The sequence below is a fragment of the Streptomyces sp. NPDC018045 genome (genome assembly GCF_044327445.1).
Lineage (GTDB): Bacteria > Actinomycetota > Actinomycetes > Streptomycetales > Streptomycetaceae > Streptomyces.
Genome location: NZ_JBIRFL010000002.1, coordinates 302,613 through 327,892, shown reverse-complemented (window position 1 = coordinate 327,892; position 25,280 = coordinate 302,613). Strand labels below are relative to the sequence as shown.

19 protein-coding genes are annotated in these 25,280 nt (G+C 73.7%); 7 read left to right on the top strand and 12 right to left on the bottom strand.

Annotated elements, in window-relative coordinates; translation table 11 throughout:
• Window positions 1-22 precede the first annotated feature (22 nt).
• Entirely contained in the window at window positions 23-865 is an 843-nt protein-coding gene (locus tag ACH4EB_RS05365) for a response regulator transcription factor (protein WP_398345985.1), read from the top strand.
• 73 nt (window positions 866-938) lie between these two features.
• On the opposite strand, the gene ACH4EB_RS05360 is transcribed toward ACH4EB_RS05365, so the two are convergent.
• The 4 genes from ACH4EB_RS05360 to mgtA all read right to left on the bottom strand — a co-directional run bounded on the left by ACH4EB_RS05360 (window position 939) and on the right by mgtA (window position 6,455).
• A complete protein-coding gene (locus ACH4EB_RS05360; RefSeq protein ID WP_398345984.1) occupies window positions 939-1,286 on the bottom strand; it encodes a PRC-barrel domain-containing protein in 348 nt (115 codons plus the stop codon).
• 211 nt (window positions 1,287-1,497) lie between these two features.
• On the bottom strand, window positions 1,498-2,706 hold the full coding sequence (locus ACH4EB_RS05355; protein WP_398345983.1) for a GNAT family N-acetyltransferase: 1,209 nt from the start codon (window positions 2,704-2,706) through the stop codon (window positions 1,498-1,500).
• A gap of 33 nt (window positions 2,707-2,739) precedes the next feature.
• A complete protein-coding gene (locus tag ACH4EB_RS05350; RefSeq protein WP_398345982.1) occupies window positions 2,740-3,654 on the bottom strand; it encodes an MgtC/SapB family protein in 915 nt (304 codons plus the stop codon).
• 68 nt (window positions 3,655-3,722) lie between these two features.
• Window positions 3,723-6,455, bottom strand: a complete 2,733-nt coding sequence (gene mgtA / locus ACH4EB_RS05345) for a magnesium-translocating P-type ATPase (protein ID WP_398345981.1) — start codon at window positions 6,453-6,455, stop codon at window positions 3,723-3,725.
• A gap of 745 nt (window positions 6,456-7,200) precedes the next feature.
• On the opposite strand from mgtA, the gene ACH4EB_RS05340 reads away from it, so the two are divergent.
• Window positions 7,201-8,202: an endonuclease/exonuclease/phosphatase family protein gene (locus tag ACH4EB_RS05340; RefSeq protein WP_398345980.1), complete on the top strand. Its 1,002-nt coding sequence runs from the start codon at window positions 7,201-7,203 to the stop codon at window positions 8,200-8,202.
• 79 nt (window positions 8,203-8,281) lie between these two features.
• Here ACH4EB_RS05340 and ACH4EB_RS05335 read toward each other — a convergent pair whose 3' ends face one another.
• The 5 genes from ACH4EB_RS05335 to ACH4EB_RS05315 form a co-directional block, all read right to left on the bottom strand.
• Window positions 8,282-9,481 (bottom strand): XdhC family protein, encoded by a 1,200-nt coding sequence (locus ACH4EB_RS05335; protein ID WP_398345979.1) that lies wholly within the window; start codon window positions 9,479-9,481, stop codon window positions 8,282-8,284.
• 34 nt (window positions 9,482-9,515) lie between these two features.
• Window positions 9,516-10,973: an NCS2 family permease gene (locus tag ACH4EB_RS05330; RefSeq protein ID WP_398345978.1), complete on the bottom strand. Its 1,458-nt coding sequence runs from the start codon at window positions 10,971-10,973 to the stop codon at window positions 9,516-9,518.
• A gap of 164 nt (window positions 10,974-11,137) precedes the next feature.
• Window positions 11,138-13,564 carry a xanthine dehydrogenase family protein molybdopterin-binding subunit gene (locus ACH4EB_RS05325; RefSeq protein ID WP_398345977.1) on the bottom strand — a complete coding sequence of 809 codons (2,427 nt, stop codon included), beginning with the start codon at window positions 13,562-13,564 and terminating at the stop codon, window positions 11,138-11,140.
• Window positions 13,565-13,566: 2 nt separating this feature from the next.
• Window positions 13,567-14,181, bottom strand: coding sequence for a (2Fe-2S)-binding protein (locus tag ACH4EB_RS05320; protein ID WP_398345976.1), 615 nt, complete (start codon window positions 14,179-14,181; stop codon window positions 13,567-13,569).
• On the bottom strand, window positions 14,172-15,059 hold the full coding sequence (locus ACH4EB_RS05315; protein ID WP_398345975.1) for an FAD binding domain-containing protein: 888 nt from the start codon (window positions 15,057-15,059) through the stop codon (window positions 14,172-14,174). The genes ACH4EB_RS05320 and ACH4EB_RS05315 overlap by 10 nt, the downstream gene beginning before the upstream one ends.
• Before the next feature lie 315 nt (window positions 15,060-15,374).
• Here ACH4EB_RS05315 and ACH4EB_RS05310 point away from each other — a divergent pair, with 315 nt between their 5' ends.
• The 3 genes from ACH4EB_RS05310 to ACH4EB_RS05300 all read left to right on the top strand — a co-directional run bounded on the left by ACH4EB_RS05310 (window position 15,375) and on the right by ACH4EB_RS05300 (window position 19,478).
• Complete coding sequence (locus tag ACH4EB_RS05310; RefSeq protein WP_398345974.1) at window positions 15,375-17,057, top strand: PucR family transcriptional regulator; 1,683 nt, start codon at window positions 15,375-15,377, stop codon at window positions 17,055-17,057.
• Window positions 17,058-17,461: 404 nt separating this feature from the next.
• A complete protein-coding gene (locus ACH4EB_RS05305; protein ID WP_398346424.1) occupies window positions 17,462-18,295 on the top strand; it encodes a hypothetical protein in 834 nt (277 codons plus the stop codon).
• A 307-nt stretch (window positions 18,296-18,602) separates the two neighbouring features.
• Complete coding sequence (locus ACH4EB_RS05300) at window positions 18,603-19,478, top strand: hypothetical protein (RefSeq protein ID WP_398345973.1); 876 nt, start codon at window positions 18,603-18,605, stop codon at window positions 19,476-19,478.
• Window positions 19,479-19,576: 98 nt separating this feature from the next.
• Here the strand turns inward: ACH4EB_RS05300 and ACH4EB_RS05295 are convergent, their stop codons facing one another.
• Window positions 19,577-20,515, bottom strand: a complete 939-nt coding sequence (locus ACH4EB_RS05295) for a GntR family transcriptional regulator (protein ID WP_398345972.1) — start codon at window positions 20,513-20,515, stop codon at window positions 19,577-19,579.
• Window positions 20,516-20,645: 130 nt separating this feature from the next.
• Between ACH4EB_RS05295 and ACH4EB_RS05290 the strand changes: the two genes are divergently transcribed.
• Together ACH4EB_RS05290 and ACH4EB_RS05285 are read left to right on the top strand one after the other, a co-directional pair.
• The gene (locus ACH4EB_RS05290) at window positions 20,646-21,485 is read left to right on the top strand and encodes a (2Fe-2S)-binding protein (RefSeq protein WP_398345971.1); all 840 of its coding nucleotides are present in this window, start codon (window positions 20,646-20,648) and stop codon (window positions 21,483-21,485) included.
• 197 nt (window positions 21,486-21,682) lie between these two features.
• Window positions 21,683-22,816, top strand: coding sequence for a DUF2637 domain-containing protein (locus tag ACH4EB_RS05285; RefSeq protein WP_398345970.1), 1,134 nt, complete (start codon window positions 21,683-21,685; stop codon window positions 22,814-22,816).
• A gap of 36 nt (window positions 22,817-22,852) precedes the next feature.
• Here the strand turns inward: ACH4EB_RS05285 and ACH4EB_RS05280 are convergent, their stop codons facing one another.
• Both ACH4EB_RS05280 and ACH4EB_RS05275 read right to left on the bottom strand, forming a co-directional pair.
• Window positions 22,853-23,311, bottom strand: a complete 459-nt coding sequence (locus tag ACH4EB_RS05280; RefSeq protein WP_398345969.1) for an ATP-binding protein — start codon at window positions 23,309-23,311, stop codon at window positions 22,853-22,855.
• Window positions 23,312-23,461: 150 nt separating this feature from the next.
• The gene (locus ACH4EB_RS05275; RefSeq protein WP_398345968.1) at window positions 23,462-25,204 is read right to left on the bottom strand and encodes a pyruvate dehydrogenase; all 1,743 of its coding nucleotides are present in this window, start codon (window positions 25,202-25,204) and stop codon (window positions 23,462-23,464) included.
• Window positions 25,205-25,280: the final 76 nt, after the last annotated feature.

The following is a 25,280-nucleotide window of genomic DNA, read 5'->3' as shown; positions in this document are numbered from 1 at the left end:
GGGGGGAAGCGGAGGTTTCGGCGTGCGGGTCGAGTCAGAGGGCGGCGGGTCCGTCGACGTCCACGCGGCGCTGTTGCGGCTGCGGCGGACGAGCGGGCTGCCGGTGGCGTTCGGCGGACTGCGGTACGGCACGGGCCGCTACCGCATCAGCGAGCTGACGGGCGCCAGAACCGCCGCGCTGCACGGGCTGGCCGTCCGGCACGGCAACGGGCTCGGCGGCAAGGCGGCGGTGCTCACCCGGCCCTTCGCGGTGACCGACTATCACTCGTCCGCCGTCATCAGCCACGAGTACGACGCCGCCGTGGCGGCCGAGGGGCTGTGTTCCGTGCTCGCGGTGCCGGTCGTCGTGCGGCGGCGGGTGCGCGGGGTCCTCTACGGGGCGCTGCGGCGCGCCGTACCGCTCGGCGACCGCCCGCTGTCCGCCGCGATGGAGGCCGCCCGCGAACTGGAACAGGCCCTGCTCCTCCAGGACGAGGCGCAGCGGCTGCTGTCGGTCGCCCGGCAGCCGACGGCCGCCGGCCCGGCGGCCTGGGAGGAGGTGCGGGAGGCCCACGGCGACCTGCGGTCCCTGGCGCAGCGCGTCGCGGACCCGGTGCTGCGTCACGAGATGCTGGCGGCGTGCGGGCGGCTGGCGGCGGCGTCGGCCCCCGGGCCGGGCCGGACGGACGGCCCGGTGCTGGCGCCGCGTGAGGTGGACGTGCTGGCGTGCGTGGCCTCGGGCGCGACCAACGCCGCGGCGGCGGAACGGCTGGGCCTGCGCCCGGAGACGGTCAAGAGCTACCTGCGGTCCGCCATGCGCAAGCTGGGGGTGCACTCGCGGCTCCAGGCGGTGGTGGCGGCACGCCGGGCGGGGCTGCTGCCCTGAGCGGTGCGGTACGCGGTACGGCGGAGCGGGGCCGGCCGGGCGTTCCGGCCGGCCCCGCTCCCGGGGCGTGGTGTCACTTGTGGTGCGGCTGGTAGTACGAGCCGAGTTGCTGGTGGTAGTCCGGGTTGCCGAGGTGCTTCTCCTTGTCGAACTCCGGGGAGTTCTTGATCTCTTCCTTGGTGCGGGAGACGTAGATCTTGCGCTCGGCGGTGTCCACGGACGCGACGACGCCGGCCGGCAGCAGGACGTGCTTGCCGAAGATCCACACACCGGTGTCGACCACGATCCAGGCGGAGCCCACTTCGTCGGAGTGCTTGTCGACCTTGCCGATGCTGCCGTCCGTGGCCTCGACCTTGAAACCCGCGAGGTCCGTGCCGGCCGTGTGGCCGGCGCCGGCCGGATAGCCCCAGATGTCGGTCATGAAACGCTCCTTCGTACGATCGGGACCGGAACAGGACGCCGGGTGCCCGGCCGCACCCCGCCCAAACGGCGGCGCGGCGCCGGCGTACCGCTTCCGGCCACCGCGCCGCGCCCCCGCCTCCGGCCACCGGGCTTCGCGTCCCCTTCAGCCGTCCGTCCAACGGCCCGTTCAGCGATCCGTCCAGCGGTCCGCTCAGCAGACTCACCGGCCCTCACCAGCCCTCACCGGCGAACGGCAGGTACTCCGTCTCCAGCGCGGCGTCCAGCGACCGGGCCGCGCCCGGCGTACGCTCCTCGACCAGACCGGCGCGCACGAGCTGCCGCACCTGCACCCCGCCGAGGTAACAGGCCGACAGATCCCGTACGTCCAGCACCAGGCCGGCCGGATCACCGGTGGCGCCGTACGCGGCACCGGACGGGTCCACCGTCAGCCGGAAGCGGCCGGCGTTGGCGGGCAGCGTGGCGTCGCGCACCTCCAGGACGAGGTCGGCGGGCGCGGCCCAGGAGCGGCTGGTCAGCGCCCGGGCCACGTCCACCAGCCGGAGCCACAGCGCGGGCCACCGGCCGGTGACCCGCACCTGGTCGCGGTCGGCGGCGAAGTGCGGCAGCGGGTCGTCGGGGGCCAGCGCCCAGGCCCGTACCTTGCGCGTCAGGTCGATGGACGCGAGATAGGACCAGAGGGCCGCGGCGGCCGGGGCGTCGGCCGCCACCATCTCCTCGACGGTGACGGTGGCCTTCTCCCCCACCCGGTACACGACGTATCCGGCGGCGGGCGCGCCCTTGTCGCCGAGGACCACGACGCGCGACGGGCCGTCCTTCGCGTCGTCGTCCCCGTCGCCGGAGCAGACCGCGCGCCGCCACCACGCCGCGTCGCGGGAGAACCGCCCGCCGCGCCGCGCCCTACTCGTCTCGTACAGCGGCGCGAGCACGTCGGGGGCGTCCGCCGGGGCGATCAGCCGCAGCGGGCGCCGGTCGGGCGTGACGCGCAGGTTCAGGGGCCGGGTGGTGTCGATCTCGACGCTGTACGCCTCGGTGGCGGGGCCGAAGCCGAAGCGGCCGTAGATCGCGTCCTCCGACGCCCACAGGCAGGCCAGCGGCCGGTCGGCGGCGGCGCAGCGGCGCCACAGCTCGCCCATCATGCCGGTCAGCACGCCGCGCCGCCGGTGGGTGGGCGCGACCGAGACGAAGTCCAGTTCGACGGCGGGGAGTTCGCCGCCCGGGACGGAGAGTCCCAGGCGCCGCGCCGCGGCGAAGCCGACGATCTCCTCGTCGTCGTACGCGCCCACCCGCTCGCAGTGCAGCAGCGCTTCGCGATGGCGCTTGCGGGTGGCGTCACCGGCCCTGTTGTGGAAGGCGAGGTAGGCCAGATCGAGGGCCCGGTCGACATGTCCTTCGGGGACGCCCCGTAAGTCCGTGGTCACCCCGAAGACGCTAACTCCGGGCCCCGCGCGCCGTCATCCGGTTTTCCGCGGCGGGCCGCCGGTGCCGCCCGCACCGCCGCCGGTACGGCCCGGACCGCCGCCGGGGCCGCCGCCCGGCCCCGAGAGGAAGTCCCGCACCCGGTGGCGGCGCCGGGACGGCGGCCGGCCACGGTAGTCGTCACCGTAGTTCTCGTCGTAGTCCCCCTCGCCGCTGTCCGGGTTGTGCAGCACGGTCCAGCTCACGGCCGACACCGCGGGCTCCAGCGACAGCCTGCTGACCGCTTCTTCGAGCAGGCTGTCGTCGCGCCGCTCGGTGGTCAGCTCGGCGGCGACGGTGACCTTCGGCGGCGTACCGTCGTCCTGCCGCGAGGCGCCGTCGTCGCGGCTGTGCACCGCCCGCAGCCGGAAGCCGGGACGGCTGACGGCCTGCACGACCACGGTCCTGATGTGCGCCTCCTCGGGCTCGGTGCACACCGCCTCGAAGTAGTAGTCGGTCGCGACCTCCGCGCCGCCGCCGGGCTCCCGGTCCATCCGCCGGCCGAGCGGCCGCAGCACCAGGTTCGCGCCGACCACGCCGGCCGTGCCGAGCGCCGCGACCACGTACAGCCCGGTGCCCGCCAGGGCGCCGACCGCGGCCGAGCACCACAGTGTGGCCGCGGTGTTCAGGCCGCGTACGTTCAGGCCGTCGCGCATGATGACGCCGGCGCCGAGGAAGCCGATGCCGGAGACGATCTGCGCGGCGACCCGCGACCCGTCGTAGCCCGTGGTGCTGGTCGCGGCCGCGAAGCCGTACTGCGACAGCAGGACGAAGAGCGCGGCTCCGGCGGCGACCAGCGCGTTGGTGCGCAGTCCCGCCATCCGGGCGCGCCACTGCCGTTCCAGTCCGATGACCGCGCCGAACCCCAGGCCGGCGGCGATGTTGCCGGCCAACTGCCACTCGTTCACCATGATCCGCGCTCCTCCTCCGTGCGCTGGTGCGGGGCCGCCCGGAGGCGGCCCCCCTTCTCATCGGCGGTTCACAGCCAGGTGTTGAACCGGCGGATGTACCAGGTCTTCACGCCCTGGGTGAGCAGGCAGTACGCCAGCAGCGTCCCGGCCAGCCACGGGAAGTAGGCCGCCGGCAGCGCCTGCAGGCCGAGTGCCGGGGCCAGCGGCGAGAACGGCAGGGCGATGCCGAACGCCATGACCAGGGCGGTCATCAGCAGCACCGGCCGGGTGGCCCGGGACCGCACGAACGGGATCTTGCGGGTGCGCAGCATGTGCACCACGAGCGTCTGCGTCAGCAGCCCCTCGACGAACCAGCCGGACTGGAACAGCGCCTGGTGTGCCTCGCTGTCCGCACCGAAGACGTGCCACATCAGCAGGAAGGTGGTGATGTCGAACACCGAGCTGGTCGGCCCCAGGACGAGCATGAACCGTCCGATGCCCCGGGCGTCCCAGGTCCGCGGCTTGCGCACGTACTCCTCGTCCATCCGGTCCCAGGGCGTGGCGAGCTGCGAGATGTCGTAGCAGAGGTTCTGGACGAGCAGTTGGGTGGCCAGCATCGGCTGAAAGGGCAGGAAGGCGGAGGCGGCCAGCACCGAGAAGACGTTCCCGAAGTTCGAGGAGGCCGTCATCTTGATGTACTTGATGGTGTTGCCGAAGGTCCGGCGGCCCTGGAGGACGCCCTGCCCGAGGACGGTCAGGTCCTTCTCCAGCAGGATGATGTCCGCGGACTCCTTGGCGATGTCGACGGCGGTGTCGACCGAGACACCGACGTCCGCCTCGCGCAGCGCGGCGGCGTCGTTGATGCCGTCACCGAGGAAGCCGACGGTGTGCCCGGCGCCCTGCAGCGCGCGGACGATCCGGGCCTTCTGTACGGGGTTGACCTTGGCGAACACCGTGGTCGCACGGACCAGCGCGGCCAGCTCCGGCTCGTCGAGGAGGTCGAGGCGGGGCCCCGTGACGACGGTGCCCACCTCGATGCCGACCTCGGCGCACACCCGGGCCGCGACCAGCTCGTTGTCGCCGGTGACGACCTTGACGGCGATACCGCTGCCGGACAGGGCCCGCAGCGCCTCGGCGGCGTCCTGCTTCGGCGGGTCGAGAAAGGCCAGGAAGCCCCGCAGGGTCAGCTCCGCCTCGTCGTCCACACCGTAGGTCTCGCGGGTGGCGGGCAGCGTCCGGGTCGCCACCGCCAGGACGCGCAGGCCCTGCCGGTTGTGGTTCTCGGCGGTCAGGGTGACCTGCCGGCGCAGCGCGTCGGTCAGCTCCACGCGCCGCCCGCCGTCGATGAGGTGGGTGCACCGGGCGAGCACCTCTTCCACGGCGCCCTTGGTGACGAGGAGGTGCCCGTCGGCCGGGCCGTCGAGGTCGTCGCGCCGCAGCACCACCGACATCCGGCGCCGCGCGAAGTCGAAGGGGACCTCGTCGACCAGCGTGAACCGCGCGTCGACGACCACCTCCTCGGCCTCGTGCATCCGGGCGACGACGGCCTGGTCCATGAGGTTGCGCAGGCCCGTCTGGAAGTGGCTGTTGAGGTAGGCGTACTCCAGGACCTCGCCGTCCTCGCGGCCGCGCACGTCGAGGTAGCGGTCCAGGACGACGCGGTCCTCGGTCAGGGTGCCGGTCTTGTCCGTGCACAGCACGTCCATCGCGCCGAGGTTCTGGATGGCGTTCAGGCGCTTGACGACGACCTTGCGCCGGGCCATGGCGACCGCGCCGCGCGCCAGGTTGGTGGTGACCACCATCGGCAGCATCTCGGGCGTCAGGCCCACCGCGACCGCCACCGCGAAGGTGACCGCCTCGGCCCAGTCGCCTTTGGTCAGACCGTTGACGGCGAACACCAGCGGCACCATCACCAGCATGAAGCGGATCAGCAGGAAGCTGACCTTCCTCACCCCGGCGTCGAAGCTGGTCTCCGGGCGCTCGCCCGCCAGCGAACCGGCCATCGACCCGAAGTAGGTGTCCGGGCCGGTGGCCACGACCACGCCGGTCGCGGTGCCGGAGGTGACGGACGTGCCCGCCAGCGCCAGGTTGTCGGCCTCCACCGGGTCGGCGGTCGTGTGCTGCCCCTCGTCCGGGGTCCGGGTGTCGGCCTTGGCGACGGGCAGCGACTCACCGGTGAGCGCGGCCTGGGCGACCATGAGGTCCTTGGCGGACAGCAGCCGCAGATCGGCCGGTACGAGGTCGCCGGCGGCCAGCTTGACGAGGTCGCCGCGCACGACGTCCGCCACGGGCACCTCGACGGTGGCCGGCGCCTGCGTCCGTCCGGCCTGGCGCTGTACGGCGGTGGTCGTGGTGACCAGGGCGCGCAGCGCGGCGGCCGAGCTGCCCGAGCGGTACTCCTGCCAGAACCGCAGCAGCGCGCTGATCAGCACCATCGCGCCGAGGATCGGGATCTTCGGGTCGAAGGGCTCCGTGTCGGCGGCCGGGAGCCACTGCGCGTACATGACGGCGGCCAGGGCGATGAGCACGAGGATGAACGGGTTCCAGAACGCCTTGGCGAGCTGCGCGTACCAGCGCGGCGGGCGTTCGTGCGCGATGACGTTGGGGCCGTCGTGCTCCAGGCGGGCCTCGGCGTTCTCCTGGAGCAGGCCGTCGCGGCCGGTGTGCAGGTCGTGCAGGACCCGGGACGCCGGGCGCGCGCTGATGGCGGCCAGGTGCTCGCCGACGGCGCGGGTGCGGGCCGCCAGCTCGGCGGCCTTGCGCTCCCGGCGGGGGACGCGGCCCGGCGGTGCGAGCTTCTCGGGGGTGAGCAGGTTGGTCATGGCAGAACCTCTCTCCGTGCGGGCGCGGCGGCGTCCGGGCATGACGGCATGCCCGGCGGCGCGGGGCCCCGGCACGGTGAATTCGGGTCACGGGGAAGGGAGAATTACGGGAAAGCGAATGGCCGGGCACACCGGGAAGCGCCGGGGCGGACCCGCGTGCTTTCCGCGCACCACGGCAGAAGCGCGGCGCGCGGAAAGCGGGCAGCACGACACGCAGCGGAAAGCACGGGGAAAGCACGGTAAAGGCGCGGGAAAGCACGGGAAAGGGGACGCGGGAAACGCCGACCGGCGATACACCGGGCCGGACCGGGACCGGGCTGGACCGGAGCCGGAACGGGCCCAGGGTGGCCCACCCGGCGTGGCCCGAAGGACACGCCCCACGGCAGGCCCGGCCCGCGCCGGCTGTCGGCAGCCCATGACAGCGGGCCGGGCAGCGCTCGGCGGTTCTCGGTGGTGGAGGCACACAGCGTGGCGGCGCACCGGGACCCGGTGGGCCCCCGATGTCAGCTCACGGTGAATTCCGCAGTCAGCACACTGCGACGCTGCGGCAAGGACTTCCTTCGGGACTCATCCCGATCACCTCCTTGCTCGCGCGGACACAAACCGGATGCCGTGCGTTCCGGCATCCTCACCCTCGCATAATGCCATACGCGAAGCGCCGACCCCTCCCCCTTTCGGCCAAGAATTCTTCAAACGTCCGTGTGAGGCGCCGCGCACACGGCGGCCGGTACGGCACCATCGTCCTATGGCGACGGGGAATTCATCGGCCGCCGCGGACGGCGCGGCACCACGGCGGCGCGGGCGGGCGGCCCCGGTGGCGGCGGCCGCACTCCTGCTCGTGGCCACCGTTCCCCTGCTCTTCCGCGCCGCCGGGTCGGACGGCGTGACGCCCGTACCGCAACTGCTCGCCTTTCTGCCCTGGTTATCGGTCCCGGCCGGGCTCGGCCTGGTCCTCTCCCTGGCCGTACGCTGGCGCCCGGGCCTGTTCTGGGCCGCCGCCGCCCTGATCGGCACGGCCGCGTCCCTCCTCTCGTACGGCACCGACGCGCCCCCGCCACGCGGCCCGGCCGTCGCCCGGCTCCGCGTCCTGACCGCGAACCTGGAATTCGGCCGGGCGACCGACGGGCTGCTGGCCGCGCTGCGCCGGGAGAAGCCGGGCCTGGTCGCGGTCCAGGAATGCGACCCGGACCGCTGCGCCACGGCCCTGGCCTCCCCCGAGGTGCGCGCGGCCTACCCGTACCGCCTGCTCGCCGGGCGCGGCGCCTCCGAAGGCTCCGCCGTACTGAGCCGGTATCCGCTCACCCCGGACGGCGGGGTCGCGGGGGAACTCGCCATGCCACGGGCGGCCGTCACCGTCGCCGGCCGGCGCCTGCGCTTCCAGGTCGCCCATCCGATGCCGCCGCTGCCCGCCTCCTTGGACACCTGGCGCACCGAACTCGGCCGTCTCCGCGATCTGGCGGCCGCGCGTGGCCCCGATCCGCTGGTCATCGCGGGCGACTTCAACTCCTCGCAGGACCACGCCGCGTTCCGGGCCGTCCTCGACGCCGGTCTGCTCGACAGCGCCCGCCTGGCCGGTCTGCCCCGCACGCCGTCCTGGCCCGCCCGGACGGCCCCGGTGCTGGGCGCGCAGATCGACCACGTCCTGACCGGCGGAGCCCTGCGGCCGCGTGCGGCGCGCTTCCTCGACCTCCCGGACACGGACCACCGCGCTCTGCTCGTCGACCTCGATCTGCACGCGGGACGCTGACGCCGCCGCGCGGCCGGGACCGGGTGCCCGGCCCCGAGGGCCGGCCCGGGTGCGGCCCTGCCGCAGGCGCCACCCGCGCTCACGCCACCGAAGCCGGCCCGATGCGGTCCAGGGTCGTGGGGGTGTCGTGGTGGATGGGGGTGTGGGCGCCGGTGAGGGGAACGCCGGTGCCGCCGCGGCGGTTCGCGACGATCTCGGCGGCGATGGACAGGGCCGTCTCCTCGGGGGTGCGGGCGCCCAGGTCGAGGCCGATGGGCGAGCGCAGGCGGTTGAGTTCGAGTTCGGTCAGGCCGACGTCGCGCAGGCGGGCGAGGCGGTCCAGGTGGGTGCGGCGGGAGCCCATGGCGCCGACGTAGGCGACGGGCAGCCGCAGGGCGCGTTCCAGGAGGGGGACGTCGAACTTGGCGTCGTGGGTCAGGACGCACAGGGCCGTGCGGGCGTCGAGGTCCTGGGTCTCCAGGTAGCGGTGCGGCCAGTCGACGACGATCTCGTCCGCTTCGGGGAAGCGGGCGCGGGTCGCGAAGACGGGCCGGGCATCGCAGACGGTGACGTGGTGGCCGAGGAACTTGCCGGCGCGCACGAGGGCGGCGGCGAAGTCGATGGCGCCGAAGACGATCATGCGAGGGGCCGGGACGGCGGACTCGACGAGGAGGCGGACGGGTTCGCCGCAGCGGGACCCGTCGGCGCCGATCTCGACGGTGGCGGTACGGCCCGCGTCCAGCAGGGCACGGGCCTCGTGGACGGCGGTGCGGTCCAGGCCGGGGTGGCCGCCGAGGGTACCGGTGGCCGCCCCGTCGGGGCGGACGAGCAGGGCGTGGCCCAGCAGGCGGGCCGGGCCGCGGACGACCCGGGCCACCGCCGCCGCTTCCCCGGCCGCCGCGGCGGCCAGGGCGGCGGTGAGGGTGGCGGCGCGGTCCGTGCCGGCCGGTGTGCGGGTGCCGTCGTCCTCCGGTGCGTCCGTGCCGTGCGGCCGTACCGGAGTGACGAGGATGTCGATGACACCGCCGCAGGTCAGGCCGACCGCGAAGGCGTCCTCGTCGCTGTAGCCGAAGCGCTCCAGCACCGTTTCCCCGGTCCGCAGCGCGTCCTGGCACAGCTCGTAGACCGCCCCCTCGACGCATCCGCCGGAGACCGACCCGATCGCCGTGCCGTCGCTGTCGACGGCCAGTGCGGCGCCCGGCTGGCGGGGCGCGCTGCCGCTGGTGGCCACGACGGTGGCCACCGCGAAGGGGCGTCCCTGCCGGGCCCACCGGTGCAGCTCGTCGGCGATGTCCAGCATGTCGGTCTCCTTACGGGTGGAGGCGGGGCGGGCGTTACTTGACGCCCAGCCAGTTCTCGATGGGGTGCAGCGCGAAGTAGCCGAGGAAGATCAGTGCGAGTACCCACATGAAGGCGCCGACCTCCCGCCACTTGCCCTGGGCGGCCTTGATGACGGTGTAGGCGATGACGCCCGCACCGACGCCCGCGGTGATGTTGTACGTGAAGGGCATCAGCGCCACGGTGAGGAACACCGGGACGGCCACCGATCGGTCGCTCCAGTCCACGTGCTTGGCGGCACTCATCATCATCGAGCCGATGACGACGAGGGCGGCCGCGGCGACCTGGGCGGGCACGAGCTGGGTGAGCGGGGTGAAGAAGAGGCAGGCCGCGAAGAACAGGCCGGTGACGACTGAAGACAGTCCGGTACGGGCGCCCTCGCCGACGCCGCTGGCCGACTCGATGAACACGGTCTGGCCGGACGCGCCCGCGACACCGCCGATCGCGCCGCCCGCGCCGTCGACGAACAGCGCCTTGGACAGGCCCGGCATCCGGCCCTTGTCGTCGGCCAGCTCGGCCTCCGTACCGACGCCGATGATGGTGGCCATGGCGTCGAAGAACCCGGCGAGCACCAGGGTGAAGACGATCACGCCGACGGTGATCGCGCCGATCTGGTCCCAGCCGCCGAACTCGACGTGCCCGAAGAGCCCGAAGTCGGGCGCGGCGACGGCGCTGCCGTGCAGTTCGGGGGAGGTGCCGCCCCAGTCCTTGTCGGTGAGGCCGCCGAGGGTGGTGGCGAGCACGGACAGGATGGTGCCGACGACGATGCCGATGAGGATGGCGCCGGGGACGTTGCGGGCCTGGAGCATGAAGATCAGCAACAGCGTGACGGCGAAGAAGAGGACCGGCCAGCCGGAGAGTTCGCCGGTCAGGCCGAGCTGTACGGGGCCACCGGTGCCCTTGCCGACGAAGCCGGCCTTCACCAGGCCGAGCAGGGCGACGAACATCCCGATGCCCATGGTGATGGCGTGCTTGAGGGCGAGCGGGATGGCGTTCATGATCATCTCGCGGAGGCCGGTGACCACCAGGAGCATGATGACGACGCCGTACAGCACACACATGCCCATCGCCTGCGGCCATGTCATGTACGGGACGACCTGAGAGGTCAGGGCCGCCGAGACGTTCAGCCCGGCGGCCAGGGCCAGCGGCACCTTGCCGACGAAGCCCATGAGCAGGGTGCAGGCCGCCGCGCCGAGCGCCGTGGCGGTGACCACGCCGGCGCCGGACAGGGTGGTCTTCTCGACGTCCGGAATGGACAGGATGAGGGGGTTGAGCAGGAGGATGTAACACATCGCCATGAAGGTGGTGATGCCGCCGCGCACCTCACGCGCGACCGTCGATCCTCTGTCGGATATGTGGAAGTACCGGTCGAGCCAGGACCGGCCGGCGGGCTGGCGCGTGCCCGCGCCCGCGTCTTCCGCCGTGGTCCTCGGCTCCAGGGACTGCTGGGTCATGGTGCCTTACTCCCAAGGTTCATAGGGGCCCTCGCGTCACGCGCGCACCGCGCCGCGAGATTTGGGATTCACATCGGCCGCACGACCCGGGGGACGGCCCAGGCGCCGGCGGCGGAGCGGCCGTACGGGTGCGGGCACCACGTACGGCCGTTCCGCCGGCGCGGTTATGTGCCGGTGAGGTGCTCCGGGCGGACCGGAGTCCGGTTCAGTTCCAGCCCGGTCGCGTTCCGGATCGCCGCGAGGACGGCCGGGGTGGACGACAGGGTGGGGGCCTCGCCGATGCCGCGCAGCCCGTACGGGGCGTGCTCGTCGGCGAGTTCGAGCACGTCGACCGGGATGGTCGGCGTGTCGAGAATCGTGGGGATCAGATAGTCCGTGAAGGAGGGGTTGCGCACCTTCGCGGTCCTCGGGTCGACGATGATCTCCTCCATCACCGCGACACCGAGGCCCTGCGTCGTACCGCCCTGGATCTGACCGACGACGGAGAGCGGGTTGATCGCCTTGCCGACATCCTGGGCGCAAGCCAGTTCGATGACCTTGACCAGGCCGAGCCCGGTGTCCACCTCGACGACGGCGCGGTGCGCGGCGAAGGAGTACTGGACGTGGCCGTTGCCCTGGCCGGTGCGCAGGTCGAACGCCTCGGTGGGGCGGTGCCGCCACTCCAGCTCCAGGTCGACCGACTCGCCCTCCAGGACGTCCACGAGGTCGGCGAGCACCTCGCCGCCGTCGGTGACCACCTTGCCGCCCTCCAGGAGGAGTTCGGCGGTGGCCCACGCCGGGTGGTGGGTGCCGAACCTGCGCCGGCCCAGCTCCAGGACCTTCTCGCGCACGTGCTCGCAGGTGTTCTTCACCGCACCGCCGGTGACATAGGTCTGCCGGGAGGCGGAGGTGGAGCCCGCCGAGCCGACCTGGGTGTCCGCCGGGTGGATGGTGACCTGTTCGACGCCCAGTTCCGTACGGGCGATCTGCGCGTGGACGGTGACGCCGCCCTGGCCGACCTCCGCCATCGCGGTGTGCACGGTCGCGACGGCCTCGCCGCCGACCACCTCCATGCGGACGCGGGCGGTGGAGTAGTCGTCGAAGCCCTCGGAGAAGCCGACGTTCTTGATGCCGACGGCGTAGCCGACGCCGCGTACGACGTCCTCGCCGTGCGTGGTGTTGGACAGGCCGCCGGGCAGCGCGCGGACGTCGGCGCCCTCGGTGGTCTCCCACTGGTGCTCCGGCGGCAGCGGCATCGCCTTGACGCGGCGCAGCAGTTCGGCGACCGGCGCCGGGGAGTCGACCTCCTGCCCGGTCGGCAGCAGGGTGCCCTGCTCCATGGCGTTGAGCTGCCGGAACTCGACCGGGTCCAGGCCCAGCTTCGCGGCGAGCTTGTCCATCTGCGCCTCGTACGCGAAGCACGCCTGGACGGCGCCGAAGCCGCGCATGGCGCCGCAGGGCGGGTTGTTCGTGTAGAGGGCGATGGCCTCGATGTCCACGTCGTCGACCACGTACGGGCCGACGGACAGGGAGGCGGCGTTGCCGACGACGGCCGGGGAGGCGGACGCGTAGGCGCCGCCGTCCAGCACGATCCGGCACTTCATGTGCGTGAGCTTGCCGTCCTTGGTGGCGCCGTGCTCGTACCAGAGCTTGGCGGGGTGCCGGTGGACGTGCCCGAAGAACGACTCGAACCGGTTGTAGACGATCTTGACGGGCTTGCCGGTGCGCAGCGCCAGCAGGCAGGCGTGGATCTGCATCGACAGATCCTCGCGGCCGCCGAAGGCGCCACCGACGCCGGAGAGCGTCAGCCGGACCTTCTCCTCGGGCAGCCCGAGGACCGGCGCGATCTGGCGCAGGTCGGAGTGGAGCCACTGGGTGGCCACGTACAGGTCGACGCCGCCGTCCTCGCCGGGCACCGCGAGGCCGGACTCCGGGCCGAGGAACGCCTGGTCCTGCATGCCGAAGACGTACTCGCCGGAGACGATCACGTCGGCGCGGCGGGCCGCGGCCTCGGCGTCGCCGCGCACGATGGGCTGGCGGTGCACGATGTTCGGGTGCGGTACGTGCCCGGCGACGGGGGTCCCCCCTGGACCGGAGCTGGTCGGAGACCCTTGGGGGAGGTCGTCGCGGTGCTCGTGGACCAGCGGGGCGCCCTCGCGGGTCGCCGACTCCTCGTCGGTGACCAGCGGCAGCTCGGCGTACTCGATTTTGATCTTGGCGGCGGCGCGGCGGGCGGTCTCCGGGTGGTCGGCGGCGACGAGGGCCACCGGCTCGCCGTGGTGGCGGACCTTGCCGTGCGCCAGGACGGGCGTGTCCTGGATCTCCAGGCCGTAGTTCTTCACGTCCGTGGGCAGGTCGTCGTAGGTGAGGACCGCGTACACGCCGGACTGGGCGAGCGCCTCCGAGGTGTCGATGGAGACGATCTCGGCGTGCGCGACGGTGGAGCGCAGGGTGCAGCCCCACAGCATGTCCTCGTGCCACAGGTCCGAGGAGTACGCGAACTCGCCGGTCACCTTGAGGGTGCCGTCCGGGCGCGGCGTGGAGGCGCCGATGCCCGCGTCGGTCGCGCCGCCCTGGGTGAGGTGGATGGGTGTGCGGGTGACTCCGGCCATGGTCAGGCCCCCGTTCCGGTGGTCTGCGCGGTGCCGCGGGCGGCGGCGAGCCGGACCGCGTCGAGGATCTTCTCGTAGCCCGTGCAGCGGCACAGGTTGCCGGACAGCGCCTCGCGGATGTCCGCGTCGGACGGCTCGGCGTTGCGCTCCAGCAGCTCGTCCGCGGCGACCAGCAGGCCGGGCGTGCAGAAGCCGCACTGGACGGCGCCCGCGTCGATGAACGCCCGCTGGATCGGCGCCAGCCCGGCCTGCTCGCCGGTCCGGCTGTCGGGGCCGGCAGGCTCGGCCGGCCGGCCCCGGGCGGCGTCCACGCCCGTCCCGGCGGAGCCGCAGGCGCCGGTGCCGCAGCCGCCGCGCCGGGCGCGCTGCTCGGCGAAGTCCGCCAGCCCCTCGACGGTGATCACCTCACGGCCCTCGGCCTGGCCGGCCGCGACCAGGCAGGAGCACACCGGCACACCGTCCAGGCGGACCGTACAGGACCCGCATTCGCCCTGCTCGCAGGCGTTCTTCGAGCCGGGCAGGCCCATCCGCTCGCGCAGCACGTACAGCAGGCTCTCGCCCTCCCATACGTCGTCGGCCCGCTGCTCGCGGCCGTTGACGGTGAACTTCACGCGCACTGGGCGCTCCTCTCGTTGCCGCGGTAGGACTCCCAGGTCCAGCCGAGGGTGCGGCGCGCCATGATCCCTACCGCGTGGCGCCGGTACTTCGCGCTGCCGCGCACGTCGTCGATCGGGTTGCAGGCACCGGCCGCCAGCTCGGCGAACTGCTTCGCCACGGCCGGCGGGACGGGCCGCCCCGACTCCCAGAAGCCGCCCTCCTCCAGCGCCGCCGTCAAGAACTCCTCGGCGGCCCGGGCCCGGACGGGCGTGGGCGCGGCCGAGCCGATGCCGGTCCGTACCGTGCGGGTGCGCGGGTGCAGCGCGAGGCCGAAGGCGCACACCGCGATGACCATCGCGTTGCGGGTGCCGACCTTGGAGAACTGCTGTGGTCCGTCCGCCTTGGGCAGGTGCACCGAGCGGATCAGCTCGTCCGGCGCCAGCGCGTTGCGCTTGACGCCCAGGTAGAACTCATCGATCGGGATCATGCGGCGGCCGCGCACGGACTCGGCCTCGACCTCGCCGCCGGAGGCGAGCAGCGCGGGGTGCGCGTCGCCGGCCGGGGAGGCGGTGCCCAGGTTGCCGCCGACGCCGCCGCGGTTGCGGATCTGCGGGGAGGCCACGGTGTGCGAGGCGAGCGCCAGACCGGGCAGCTCGGTGCGCAGGTTCTCCATGATCTGCGTGTACGGCACGGACGCGCCCAGCCGCACGGTCTCCTCGCCCACCTCCCACTCCCGCAGGTCATCGATGCGGTTCAGGTCGAGCAGGTACTCCGGGCGACGGTGGTCGAAGTTGATCTCGACCATCACATCGGTGCCGCCCGCGATCGGCACAGCGGTGGGGTGTGCTGCCTTGGCGGCGAGCGCCTCCCCCCAACTGGCGGGGCGAAGGAAGTCCATACGAGGCTCTCTTCCACGAATCTTCGGTGCGTCGGAGCGCCGGGCCGGCCTGGCGCCGGCTCCGCTCGCGGATCGGGTCGTCCGCTGCCCGCGCCGAGGACCAACGGCCCTCGACTCAAGGGGCCGTGCCTGTCCTGTTCAACGCGGTGGGCCCAGTGAACGCGCCCGGCACCCGCCGGGTGCAGTCACCGAAACCATGAAGCGGTTGGCTGGCCACGGCGCATGTCTTGTAGATTCGAACGAAAGGCGGGGCCCAGAAACCTCGCGGCATTCCACCGGCAACACCAGACAGAAAAGAACGGCGGGCGAGAGACCATGCGGCTCCGCGCACTCCTGGACACCGGCACTCTCGGCCTGCGGCTGCTGGGCGGCGAGGAGGAACTGGACCGTACCGTGCGCGGCGTGATGACCACCGACCTGCGCGACCCCAGCCGCTACCTGTCCGGCGGCGAGCTGGTGCTGACGGGGCTGGCCTGGCGCCGTGACCCGGAGGACTCCGAGCGGTTCGTCCGCATCCTGGCCTCGGCCGGGGTCGCCGGGCTGGCCGCGGGCGAGGCCGAGCTGGGCTCGGTACCCGACGACCTGGTGGCGGCCTGCGCCCGGCACCGCCTGCCGGTGTTCTCCGTCGTCGAGGCCGTCTCCTTCGCGTCGATCACCGAGTACGTCGTGCGACAGGTCTCCGGCGAGCGGGCGGGCGACCTGGCCGCCGTGGTGGACCGGCACCGCCGCCTGATGACGTCCGGGCCCGCCGGCGGCGGCCCCGAGGTCGTCCTGGACCTGCTCGGTTCCGACCTGGACCTGCGCGCCTGGGTCCTGTCCCCCACCGGCCGGCAGATCGCCGGGTCCACGCTGGCCGGATCGGGTCCCGAGCTGCCCGCCGAGGTGGGCGCGCGCCTGGCGGGCGAGCACCTGGCCGCGTCCCGCACCGGCCGCCGCGGCCCCCACCGGCTCCCGCTCGGCGGCACCACCTACTCCCTCTTCCCCATTCGCGGCACCGGCCGGGACCTGCGCGAGACCGTGCTGTCCGACTGGCTGCTGGCCGTCGAGGCGGACGCGGGCGACTGGGCCGCGGAGCGCCTGGACCTGCTGCACGGCGTCACCCAGCTCATCGCCGTCGAACGCGACCGCCGGGACGCGGCCCGTACGGTCCGCAGGCGCCTCGCCCAGGAGGTCCTCGAACTGGTCCAGACGGGAGCCGCGCCGGCCGAGATCGCGGCGCGGCTGCGGGTGGCCGCTCCGGTGCTGCTGCCCGGGCTGGGCACCGCCCCGCACTGGCAGGTCGTCGTGGCCCGCGTGGAGTGGGCGGGCGGGGACGAGGTGCCCGGCGGGCCGGTCGCCCAGACGCTCCTGGAAGAGGTACTGGTCGACCCCGGTACGTTCGGGCCCGACCCGTCCGACCGGATCGCCGTCGCGCACACCGGCGACGAGGCGGTGGCCCTGGTGCCGCTGCCGGCCGTACCGGAGGACGGCGACGCGCGGAACGGCCGGGAGCCGTCCACCGCCGGTCTCCAGGCCGACGCCCTGCTGTCCGTCGTCCAGGAGCCGCTCACCCGCGGCCTGGCCGACGACGGGCGCCTGACCATCGGCGTCAGCGCCTCCGTCCACTCGGCGGAGGGCCTGCGCGGCGCCCTGGAGGAGGCCCGGCACGCCCGCCGGGTCGCCGCCGCCCGCCCCGGCCGGGTCTGCGCGGCGGGACACGAGGAGCTGGCCTCCCACGTCCTGCTGCTGCCCTTCGTCCCCGACGACGTACGCCGTGCCTTCACGGCCCGCCTCCTGGACCCGCTGCGCGACTACGACCGCCGCCACCGCGCCGAACTGATTCCGACCCTGGAGGCCTTCCTCGACTGCGACGGCTCCTGGACCCGCTGCGCCACCCGCCTCCACCTGCACGTCAACACCCTCCGCTACCGGGTGGGCCGCATCGAGCAGCTCACGGGCCGCGACCTGGCCCGCCTGGAGGACAAGCTGGACTTCTTCCTGGCGCTGCGGATGAGCTGAGGCCCCTCGCGCCGAGCCCGGCCGGGCGCCGGGGGCACGGCACACATCCGGCCATGCCGGAATGGCCCGTACGCGCCGTTCCGGCGGCCGATACGCAACTGGTCGCACCCGGCCCTTGGTTGACTTGGCGTCAGCAAGCGCGGTGGCCGCTGAAGCGGTGTCACCCGTTCGGAGGTTTCCCGGCAGCTCCGCCGGACGGCGCGCGCCCCACGCCGCGCCCCTCGGCGCGCCGCGCCCCGCCCGTTCCCACGGCACGTCGCCGGCCCCGGCGGGCACCGAAGAGATTGTGAAATCATTCACCTTCCCCCTTGGCCGGGCGGCGGAATCCGTGCTGAGATGCGCCCACTGCTTCTCAGGTCCAGCTCAACGGTGCGCTCGGGGAGGGCAATGTGGCGGACACCGCCATGTCAGGAGCCGCGGAGTCCGCGGGAACCGCGGATCCCGTGGAATCGGCGCCGGACATCCCGGCGGCCAGGTCGGCGGCCGGGGCGGACGCCCTGGACCGCGCCGTGTGGCGGCTGCGGTCCCGTGGCTGCTGGGACGACGCGGCGGCACTGCTGGAACCCCACGCGGCGGGCTTCCCCCCGTACGCGATCCGCCGTGCCGCGCTCCTGGTGGAGCGCTGCATGTTCACCGCCACCGGGTGGGCCGCCGCCGAGGACGCGCTGCGCGCCGCCGAGGCGCTGGCGGGCGGCAACGACGAGCGGGGCGCCGCGGCCTGCGAACGCGGCCAACTCGCGTACGCCGCCACGGTCCTCGGGGTGCGCGACCGCGCCGACGAGGCCCGCTCCGCGCTCGGTCGCGCCGCGGCCCTGCTGGCCCCCACGGCACCCGGCCGCGCGCTGCTGGACTACCGGCGCGGCCTGATGGCCGAACACGTCGCCCACAGCCCGGAGTCCGCCCGCGCCGCCTACCGCCGCGCCCACGCGGGCGCCACCGCGCACGGCGACGCCCTGCTGCTGTCCTTCACCTGGCGCCACCTCGCCGGGCTGGCCCTGCGCGACGGCGAACTCGCGGAGGCCCGGCACGGCTTCGGCGAATCACTGCGGATCCGCGAGGAGCTGGGCTTCCTCGTCGGTACGGCACCGGCCCTGGTCGCCCTCGCCGACACGGCGCCGCCGGAGGAGGCGGAGGGGCTGCGCGCCGAGGCCGCCCGCCTCTTCCGCCTCATGGGCGGCGTACCGACCTGGCTCGCCGAGCACCTGGCCGACGTCCCGGCGGCGCCCGCGCCTTCGTAAGGCACCTGCCCGGGGTGTCCGCTCGCGTCCACCCGCGTCCGCCCGACGGCCTGCTGACGGGGAGGCGGGCCGTCGAGGGGCGCGGTCCGAGGGGGCGGGCGCGGCCGGGCGGCGGGCCGTCGGCGGCCGGGTCCCGCCCGCGCCCCGGGCCCCCGGCGGCCGGGCGCACGACAGGGGCATATTTCGCTCCGCCCGCCCCACGAACCCCGAATTTGGCCTCAAGTCGCACTGTCCGTACAGGACTTGGCACTGGATGCTGGTGCGGTCGACTCCCGACCTACGGCAGCGCCTTTCAGGAGGCCACACCTTGGCAGCAGGAGCACCGAACCCATCGACCGGCCCGGACTGGGGAAAGGCGGACTTCGAGGCCATCTACGACTGCCCCGACCCGCGTACGTACTTCCGGACGCTACAGCCGCTCGACTACCAGATACCGCACCACGGCCAAGGCGTCTTCCGCACCCTGGTCGAGTCCTTGCAGCGGCGCCGACCCGGGCGTCCGCCGCTCCAGGTCGTCGACCTGTGCTGTTCCTACGGCGTCAACGCCGCGTTGCTGAACCACAAGCTGGGCCTCGTCGACCTGTACGACCGGTACACCGACGTCCAGGAGACCGGCGGGCTGCCGCCGGGCCGGCTGGCCGACGAGGACCGGGCGTTCTTCGACGAGCTGCGGCGGCCGGAAGCGGTGCGGACCATCGGCATCGACGCGGCCCGGCACGCGGTCGGCTATGCCCGGCGCGTGGGGCTGCTGGACGCGGGATTCGCCGAGAACCTGGAGGCGGCGGAGCCCACCGCGCGGCTGCGCGCGGCCATGGCCGGCACCGACCTGATCACCGTGACGGGCGGCGTGGGCTACATCTCCGCCACCACCTTCGGGCGGCTGCTCGACTGTACGCCCACCGCGCCCTGGGTCGCCGCGTTCGTCCTGCGGACCGTGTCGTACGCGCCGGTCGCCGCGCTGCTCGCCGACGCGGGCCTGGTGACCGAGCGGCTGCCCGCGCGCACCTTCCGCCAGCGCCGGTTCGCGGACCTCACGGAGCGCCGGGCCGCCTTCGGCGCGCTCCAGGCGCGGGGCCTGGACACCACCGGCAAGGAGTCGGACGGCTTCTACCACGCGGACCTCTACCTCTCCCGGCCCGCGGCGGACGTGGCGGCGCTGCCCCTGGAGCGGCTGCTCCCCTGAGGGCCGTTCAGGAGCCGCCGCCGGGGCCCGGACGGCGGGCGCGGCACCGCCGTCCGCGGGCGCGCCGGATGCCGCGCCGCGCCGCGCCGGGCGCGCGCTCAGTGTGGGCGGCGGCCCGACGCCAGGTGCTCGCGGGCGATCCGCTCGACGATCGCGTACTCCCGGGCCATCAGGGCGTCCAGCAGCGCCGTGTGCTCGGACGCGGCGGCGAGCAGGTCGGCCGTGCGGGGCGCGGGGCCGCCGGGCACCGGCCACTGCGTACGGCGGTGCAGGTCGTCGGCGACCAGGAGGAGCTGGCGGTTGCCGGTGAGCGCGAGCAGGGCGTGGTGGAAGGCGTGGTCGGCCTCCGTGTAACCGGCCCGGTCGCCGCGGGCGGCGGCCGCGACACCGGCGGCGGCCAGCGGGCGCAGCTCCTCCCACCGCCCGGCCGGCAGTGCCCGCGCCAGCCGCAGCAGCGCCGGCACCTCCAGCATCGCGCGTACTTCGGCCAGTTCCGCGAGGTCACGGTGGGTACGCTCGGCGACGCGGAAGCCCCGGTTCGGGGCGACTTCGACCGCGCCCTCGCCGGCGAGCGTCTGCATGGCCTCCCGGACGGGCGTGGCGGAGACGCCGTAGCGGACGGCGAGGGCGGGGGCCGAATAGACCTCGCCCGGGATCAGTTCGCCGGATATGAGGGCCTCGCGGAGGGCGGCCAGCACCTGGCCCCGTACGGAATGCCGCTGCGGCTGCTTGCGCGGTACGGCGTCGGGAGCGGGCGCGGAGAGGGGACGCGCAGCGGATCCCGCGCCTGCCCGCACGCCGCCGCCGAGCAGCCTTCCGGGGGCCGCCGTAAGAGGGGACAGGGGCGCGGGCACGAACGCGGTGGCGGGGTCGGGCACGCCGGGACGGTGCTCGTACGCGGCGTCCGGCGCGTCGGGGCCGGTGTGCGTGGCGGGCCCGTCGTGACCGGTGTGCTCGCCCCGCACGGGCTGCGAGCCGCCCTGCGCGGGCACCTGTGCGCGCAGCCGCGGCGCCGGTTCCGCTCTGCCCTGCTCCATACGGGTTCCTCCTCACGTCCTCCAGCACCATAGGCGCACCCTGTGACAGCGCAAACCCGGCTCAAAACCACCGAAGATCGGGTAAGGTAAGCCTTACCTGCCAACGAACGCGATATCGGTGGTGTCCCGCATGGCCTCTCTGCTCGCCGCCCGGCCGCGCATCGAGCCCCTCGCCGGGGCGTACGCCCGACTGACCGAGGCGTTCCCCGGGCTGCGGGTGTCCGGCTGGGAGACCGCGGCGCCGCGCGGCGAGGGCTGGGTGACGGCCGCCGAGCTGGCCACCGACCCCACGGCCCTGGACGCCTTCCTCGCCTGGGACGACGCGCAGGTGGTGCGGGACCACGGGCGGCGCGCCCGGCCCGACGTCGTCGCCGCCTTCGCCCTGCACCGCTACGCCTGGCCCGCCTGCCTGCTGATCACCATCCCCTGGTTCCTGCACCGCCGGGTGCCGCGGCTGCCCGTCGAGGGCGTCGCCCACCACCGCGAGCAGGGCCGGATGGCCGTACGCGTCCACTCCTTCGCGTGCCTGCCCGGCGACCCGGCGGCCGAACTGCCCGGCGCCCGGGTCGTCCCGGACGAGGAGGCGCTGCGCGCCGAGGTGCGGGAGGCCGTCGCCGAGCACCTCGGGCCGGTCCTGGAGGGGTTCCGGCCCCGTCTGCGGCGCGGCCCCCGGGCCCTGTGGGGCATGGTCTCGGACGAGATCGCCGAGGGCCTGTGGTACCTGGGCCATCTGCTGGGCGAGGAGCAGCGCGCGGTGGCCGAGCTGAAGCGGCTGCTGCCGGGCGGCACCGCCCCGTACCCGGGCGGCGCCGCCTTCCGCGAGCTGACCGGACCGGACGGCGCGGCGCTGCCCACCCGGGACCGGGCGAGCTGCTGCATGTTCTACACGCTGCGCCCCGAGGACACGTGTGTGACCTGCCCGCGTACGTGCGACGCGGATCGCATCAAGCGCCTCACCGCAACCACCTGACACCCACACCACTCGATCGAGTCATCGAATTCGAACTCAACCATGCCTCTTTCTGCGGGAGTTCGAAGCGAACACACCTATCCGTAGGCCGCCACGCCCCCCTTGCGGTGCTCTTGCCCCGAAACCCCCGGCCGGGCGGACGGATTCCGCCAGGATGTCGCGCGAAACCGCGTACGACCGAGGCAAGGGGTCCCAGGATGAGAATGACCGATATATCGCTGAATTGGCTGGCACCGGCGGTCCTGCTGCTCGTCGGCATCCTCTCCACCGCGTTCGTGATCCTGCGCGGCCGGCGCTCGGCCGACAAGGCCCCGGGCGGCGAGGACTCCTGGGAGCGCAGCGAGGAGCGCCGGCGCCGCAAGGAAGCCGTGTACGGCACGGCCTCGTATCTGCTGCTGTTCTGCTGCGCCGCGGTGGCGGCGGCCCTCTCCTTCCACGGGCTGGTCGGGTTCGGCGTGACCAACCTCAACCTCTCCGGGGGCTGGGAGTACCTGGTGCCCTTCGGGCTCGACGGCGCGGCGATGTTCTGCTCGGTGCTCGCCGTGCGCGAGGCCAGCCACGGTGACGCGGCACTCGGCTCGCGCCTGCTCGTGTGGCTGTTCGCGGGGGCCGCCGCCTGGTTCAACTGGGTGCACGCGCCCCGGGGCTTCGGCCACGACGGAGCGCCGCAGTTCTTCGCCGGGATGTCCCTGTCGGCGGCGGTCCTCTTCGACCGGGCGCTCAAGCAGACCCGGCGGGCCGCGCTGCGCGAACAGGGCCTGGTGCCGCGCCCGTTGCCGCAGATCCGCGTCGTACGGTGGCTGCGGGCGCCCCGGGAGACCTTCGGCGCCTGGTCGCTGATGCTCCTGGAAGGCGTACGGACGCTGGACGAGGCGGTCGAAGAGGTACGGGAGGACCGGCGGCAGAAGGAGCAGAACCGTCACCGCAGGCGGGAGCGGGACAAGCTGGACCGCGCCCGCATCAAGGCGATCAACCGCCAGCACCGGCAGTGGAACCGCGGTCGCGGCGGCCGGCAGGTGCCGCTCCCGGCGGGCGTGCCGACCTCACACGGCTCCCCCACCGCCGCGCCGCAGGCCGGCGCGGAACCTGCGATAGCCGGCGACCCGGAATCCCTGCCGCCCGGACCGTTGTCCCCGGGGCCCGACCCGGTGCACCCGGCCGGCTCCCGCCCGGCGCTGAAGGCCGTGCACGGCCCCGGCTCCCCCGGCGCCGACGCCGCGGTCCCGTACCGCCGGACCGTGGACCTGACCGCCGAGGACGACACCCAGGCCCTGCCCCGGCTGGACTCCCTGGAGGAGAAACTGGCCCAGATCGAGAAGCAGTTCGGCTGACCCGCGGCGGACCGAGCCCGCGCCCCCGGCCTTTCGTCAGGCCGGTCCGCCGCCCAGCTCGAACCAGACGCATTTGCCCACGCCGTGGGCCTTGACCCCCCACGCGTCCGCGAGGGAGTGCACCAGCATCAGCCCCCTTCCCGAGGTGCCGTCCGCGGTCGGTGGGCGCAGCCTGGGGCGCCGCCCGACGAAGTCCCGTACCTCCACGCGCAGCCGGTCGGTGACCGTGGCGGTCACGACGGCGCCCCCGTTCGTGTGCACGAGGGCGTTGGTGACCAGCTCGCTGATGAGCAGTTCCGCTATGTCGGCGTCCCCGGACTCCCCCCACTGGCGCAGAAGCTGACGCAGCTCGGCACGTACGCCCGCCACCGCCGTCAGGTCCGCACGCCGCAGTGTGCGCTCCATCTTCCCCGGCAGCCGGGTCCCGTTGCGGACGCCGACGCGTCCGTCCACCGGTCCGGCCCTGTCCTCGCGCCGCACAGACTGACGCTTCATCCTCCCCGCCCTGTACGCTTTCCGTGCCGTAGCCTCGAACAGCTTCACGGTCATGCATTCCCATCCGGCCGGGCGCCATGCTTCGGCCCGCGAGACGGCAGCACGGCAGACCGCGGGCATGTGCCCGCGGCTCACCTCGGGGAACGCCCGTCAGGGGCGCGGAATGTTACGGAGGTTGGAGCGCGCCATCTGGAGCATCCGGCCGACCCCGCCGTCCAGTACGATCTTGCCGGCCGAGAGCGCGAAACCCTGCACCATGTCCTTGCTGATCTTCGGTGGCATGGACAGCGCGTTGGGGTCGGTGACGATGTCGACCAGGGCCGGGCCCTTGTGCTTGAAGGCGTCGCGCAGCGCGCCGCGCAGTTCCTTGGGCTTCTCCACCCGCACGCCGTGCGCCCCGGCCGCCCGCGCGATGGCGGCGAAGTCCGGGTTGTGGTTGTCGGTCCCGTACGCGGGCAGGCCAGCGACCATCATCTCCAGCTCGACCATGCCGAGCGAGGAGTTGTTGAAGAGCACCACCTTCACCGGCAGGTCGTGCTGGACGAGGGTGAGGAAGTCGCCCATCAGCATGGAGAAGCCGCCGTCGCCGGACATCGAGACGACCTGGCGGCGGCGGTCGGTGAACTGCGCGCCGATCGCCTGCGGCAGGGCATTGGCCATCGATCCGTGGGTGAAGGAACCGATCACGCGGCGGCGGCCGTTGGGACTGATGTAGCGCGCCGCCCAGACATTGCACATACCGGTGTCGACGGTAAAGATCGCATCGTCCGCCGCCTCCTCGTCCAGCACGGACGCGACGTATTCGGGGTGGATCGGCGTGTGCTTGTCGACCTTGCGCGTATAGGCCTTGACGACGCCTTCCAGGGCGTCGGCGTGCTTCTTGAGCATCCGGTCGAGGAACTTCCGGCTCTTCTTGGGCGTCACGCGCGGGTTCAGGCAGCGCAGCGTCTCGCGTACGTCGCCCCAGACGGCGAGATCCAGCTTGGAGCGGCGGCCCAGCCGCTCCGGGCGCACGTCGACCTGCACGATCTTGACGTCGTCCGGCAGGAAGGCGTTGTACGGGAAGTCCGTGCCCAACAGGATCAGCAGGTCGCACTCGTGCGTGGCCTCATAGGCCGCGCCGTAGCCGAGCAGGCCGCTCATGCCCACGTCGTACGGATTGTCGTACTGGATCCACTCCTTGCCGCGCAGCGCGTGGCCCACCGGGGCCTTGAGGCGCTCGGCGAACTCCATCACCTCGGCGTGGGCCCCCGCCGTGCCGCTGCCGCAGAAGAGCGTGACCTTGCCGGCGTCCTCGATCATCCGGACCAGTCGGTCGATCTCCGCGTCCCCGGGGCGCACCGAGGGGCGCGAGGTGACCAGCGCGGTCTCGATGGAGCGCTCGGGCGCCTCCTCGTCGGCGATGTCACCGGGCAGCGAGACGACCGCGACACCGCTGAGCCCGATGGCGTTCTGCACGGCGGTCTGCAGCACCCGCGGCATCTGGTCGCGGGAGGAGATCATCTCGCTGTAGTGGCTGCACTCGGTGAACAGCCGGTCGGGGTGGGTCTCCTGGAAGAAGCCGGTGCCGATCTCGCTGGAGGGGATGTGCGAGGCGAGCGCGAGCACCGGGGCCATCGAACGGTGGGCGTCGAAGAGGCCGTTGATCAGGTGCAGGTTGCCGGGGCCGCAGGAGCCCGCGCAGGCCGTCAGCCGGCCGGTGATCTGGGCCTCGGCGCCCGCCGCGAAGGCGGCGACCTCTTCGTGGCGGACCTGGATCCAGTCGATCGCGGCGTTGCGGCGGATCGCGTCGACGACGGGGTTGAGGCTGTCGCCGACGACCCCGTAGAGCCGCCGCACGCCGGCGCGGACCAGGATGTCGACGAACTGCCCGGCCACGGTCTGTTTCGCCATGTCGCCTCGCTCCTCCGGTGCTGGACCGCGGGGCGCTCGAATGCCCGACCATGGCCCGTTCTGCGGCATTCCTTCG

What these genes read in the sequence shown, in the direction of transcription:
- ACH4EB_RS05360 (WP_398345984.1), bottom strand. Translation starts at nt 1,286, where the DNA reads ATGACCGACATCTGGGGCTATCCGGCCGGCGCCGGCCACACGGCCGGC.
- ACH4EB_RS05350 (WP_398345982.1), bottom strand. Translation starts at nt 3,654, where the DNA reads ATGGTGAACGAGTGGCAGTTGGCCGGCAACATCGCCGCCGGCCTGGGG.
- mgtA (WP_398345981.1), bottom strand. Translation starts at nt 6,455, where the DNA reads ATGACCAACCTGCTCACCCCCGAGAAGCTCGCACCGCCGGGCCGCGTC.
- ACH4EB_RS05340 (WP_398345980.1), top strand. Translation starts at nt 7,201, where the DNA reads ATGGCGACGGGGAATTCATCGGCCGCCGCGGACGGCGCGGCACCACGG.
- ACH4EB_RS05335 (WP_398345979.1), bottom strand. Translation starts at nt 9,481, where the DNA reads ATGCTGGACATCGCCGACGAGCTGCACCGGTGGGCCCGGCAGGGACGC.
- ACH4EB_RS05330 (WP_398345978.1), bottom strand. Translation starts at nt 10,973, where the DNA reads ATGACCCAGCAGTCCCTGGAGCCGAGGACCACGGCGGAAGACGCGGGC.
- ACH4EB_RS05325 (WP_398345977.1), bottom strand. Translation starts at nt 13,564, where the DNA reads ATGGCCGGAGTCACCCGCACACCCATCCACCTCACCCAGGGCGGCGCG.
- ACH4EB_RS05315 (WP_398345975.1), bottom strand. Translation starts at nt 15,059, where the DNA reads ATGGACTTCCTTCGCCCCGCCAGTTGGGGGGAGGCGCTCGCCGCCAAG.
- ACH4EB_RS05310 (WP_398345974.1), top strand. Translation starts at nt 15,375, where the DNA reads ATGCGGCTCCGCGCACTCCTGGACACCGGCACTCTCGGCCTGCGGCTG.
- ACH4EB_RS05305 (WP_398346424.1), top strand. Translation starts at nt 17,462, where the DNA reads ATGTCAGGAGCCGCGGAGTCCGCGGGAACCGCGGATCCCGTGGAATCG.
- ACH4EB_RS05295 (WP_398345972.1), bottom strand. Translation starts at nt 20,515, where the DNA reads ATGGAGCAGGGCAGAGCGGAACCGGCGCCGCGGCTGCGCGCACAGGTG.
- ACH4EB_RS05290 (WP_398345971.1), top strand. Translation starts at nt 20,646, where the DNA reads ATGGCCTCTCTGCTCGCCGCCCGGCCGCGCATCGAGCCCCTCGCCGGG.
- ACH4EB_RS05285 (WP_398345970.1), top strand. Translation starts at nt 21,683, where the DNA reads ATGAGAATGACCGATATATCGCTGAATTGGCTGGCACCGGCGGTCCTG.
- ACH4EB_RS05280 (WP_398345969.1), bottom strand. Translation starts at nt 23,311, where the DNA reads ATGAAGCGTCAGTCTGTGCGGCGCGAGGACAGGGCCGGACCGGTGGAC.
- ACH4EB_RS05275 (WP_398345968.1), bottom strand. Translation starts at nt 25,204, where the DNA reads ATGGCGAAACAGACCGTGGCCGGGCAGTTCGTCGACATCCTGGTCCGC.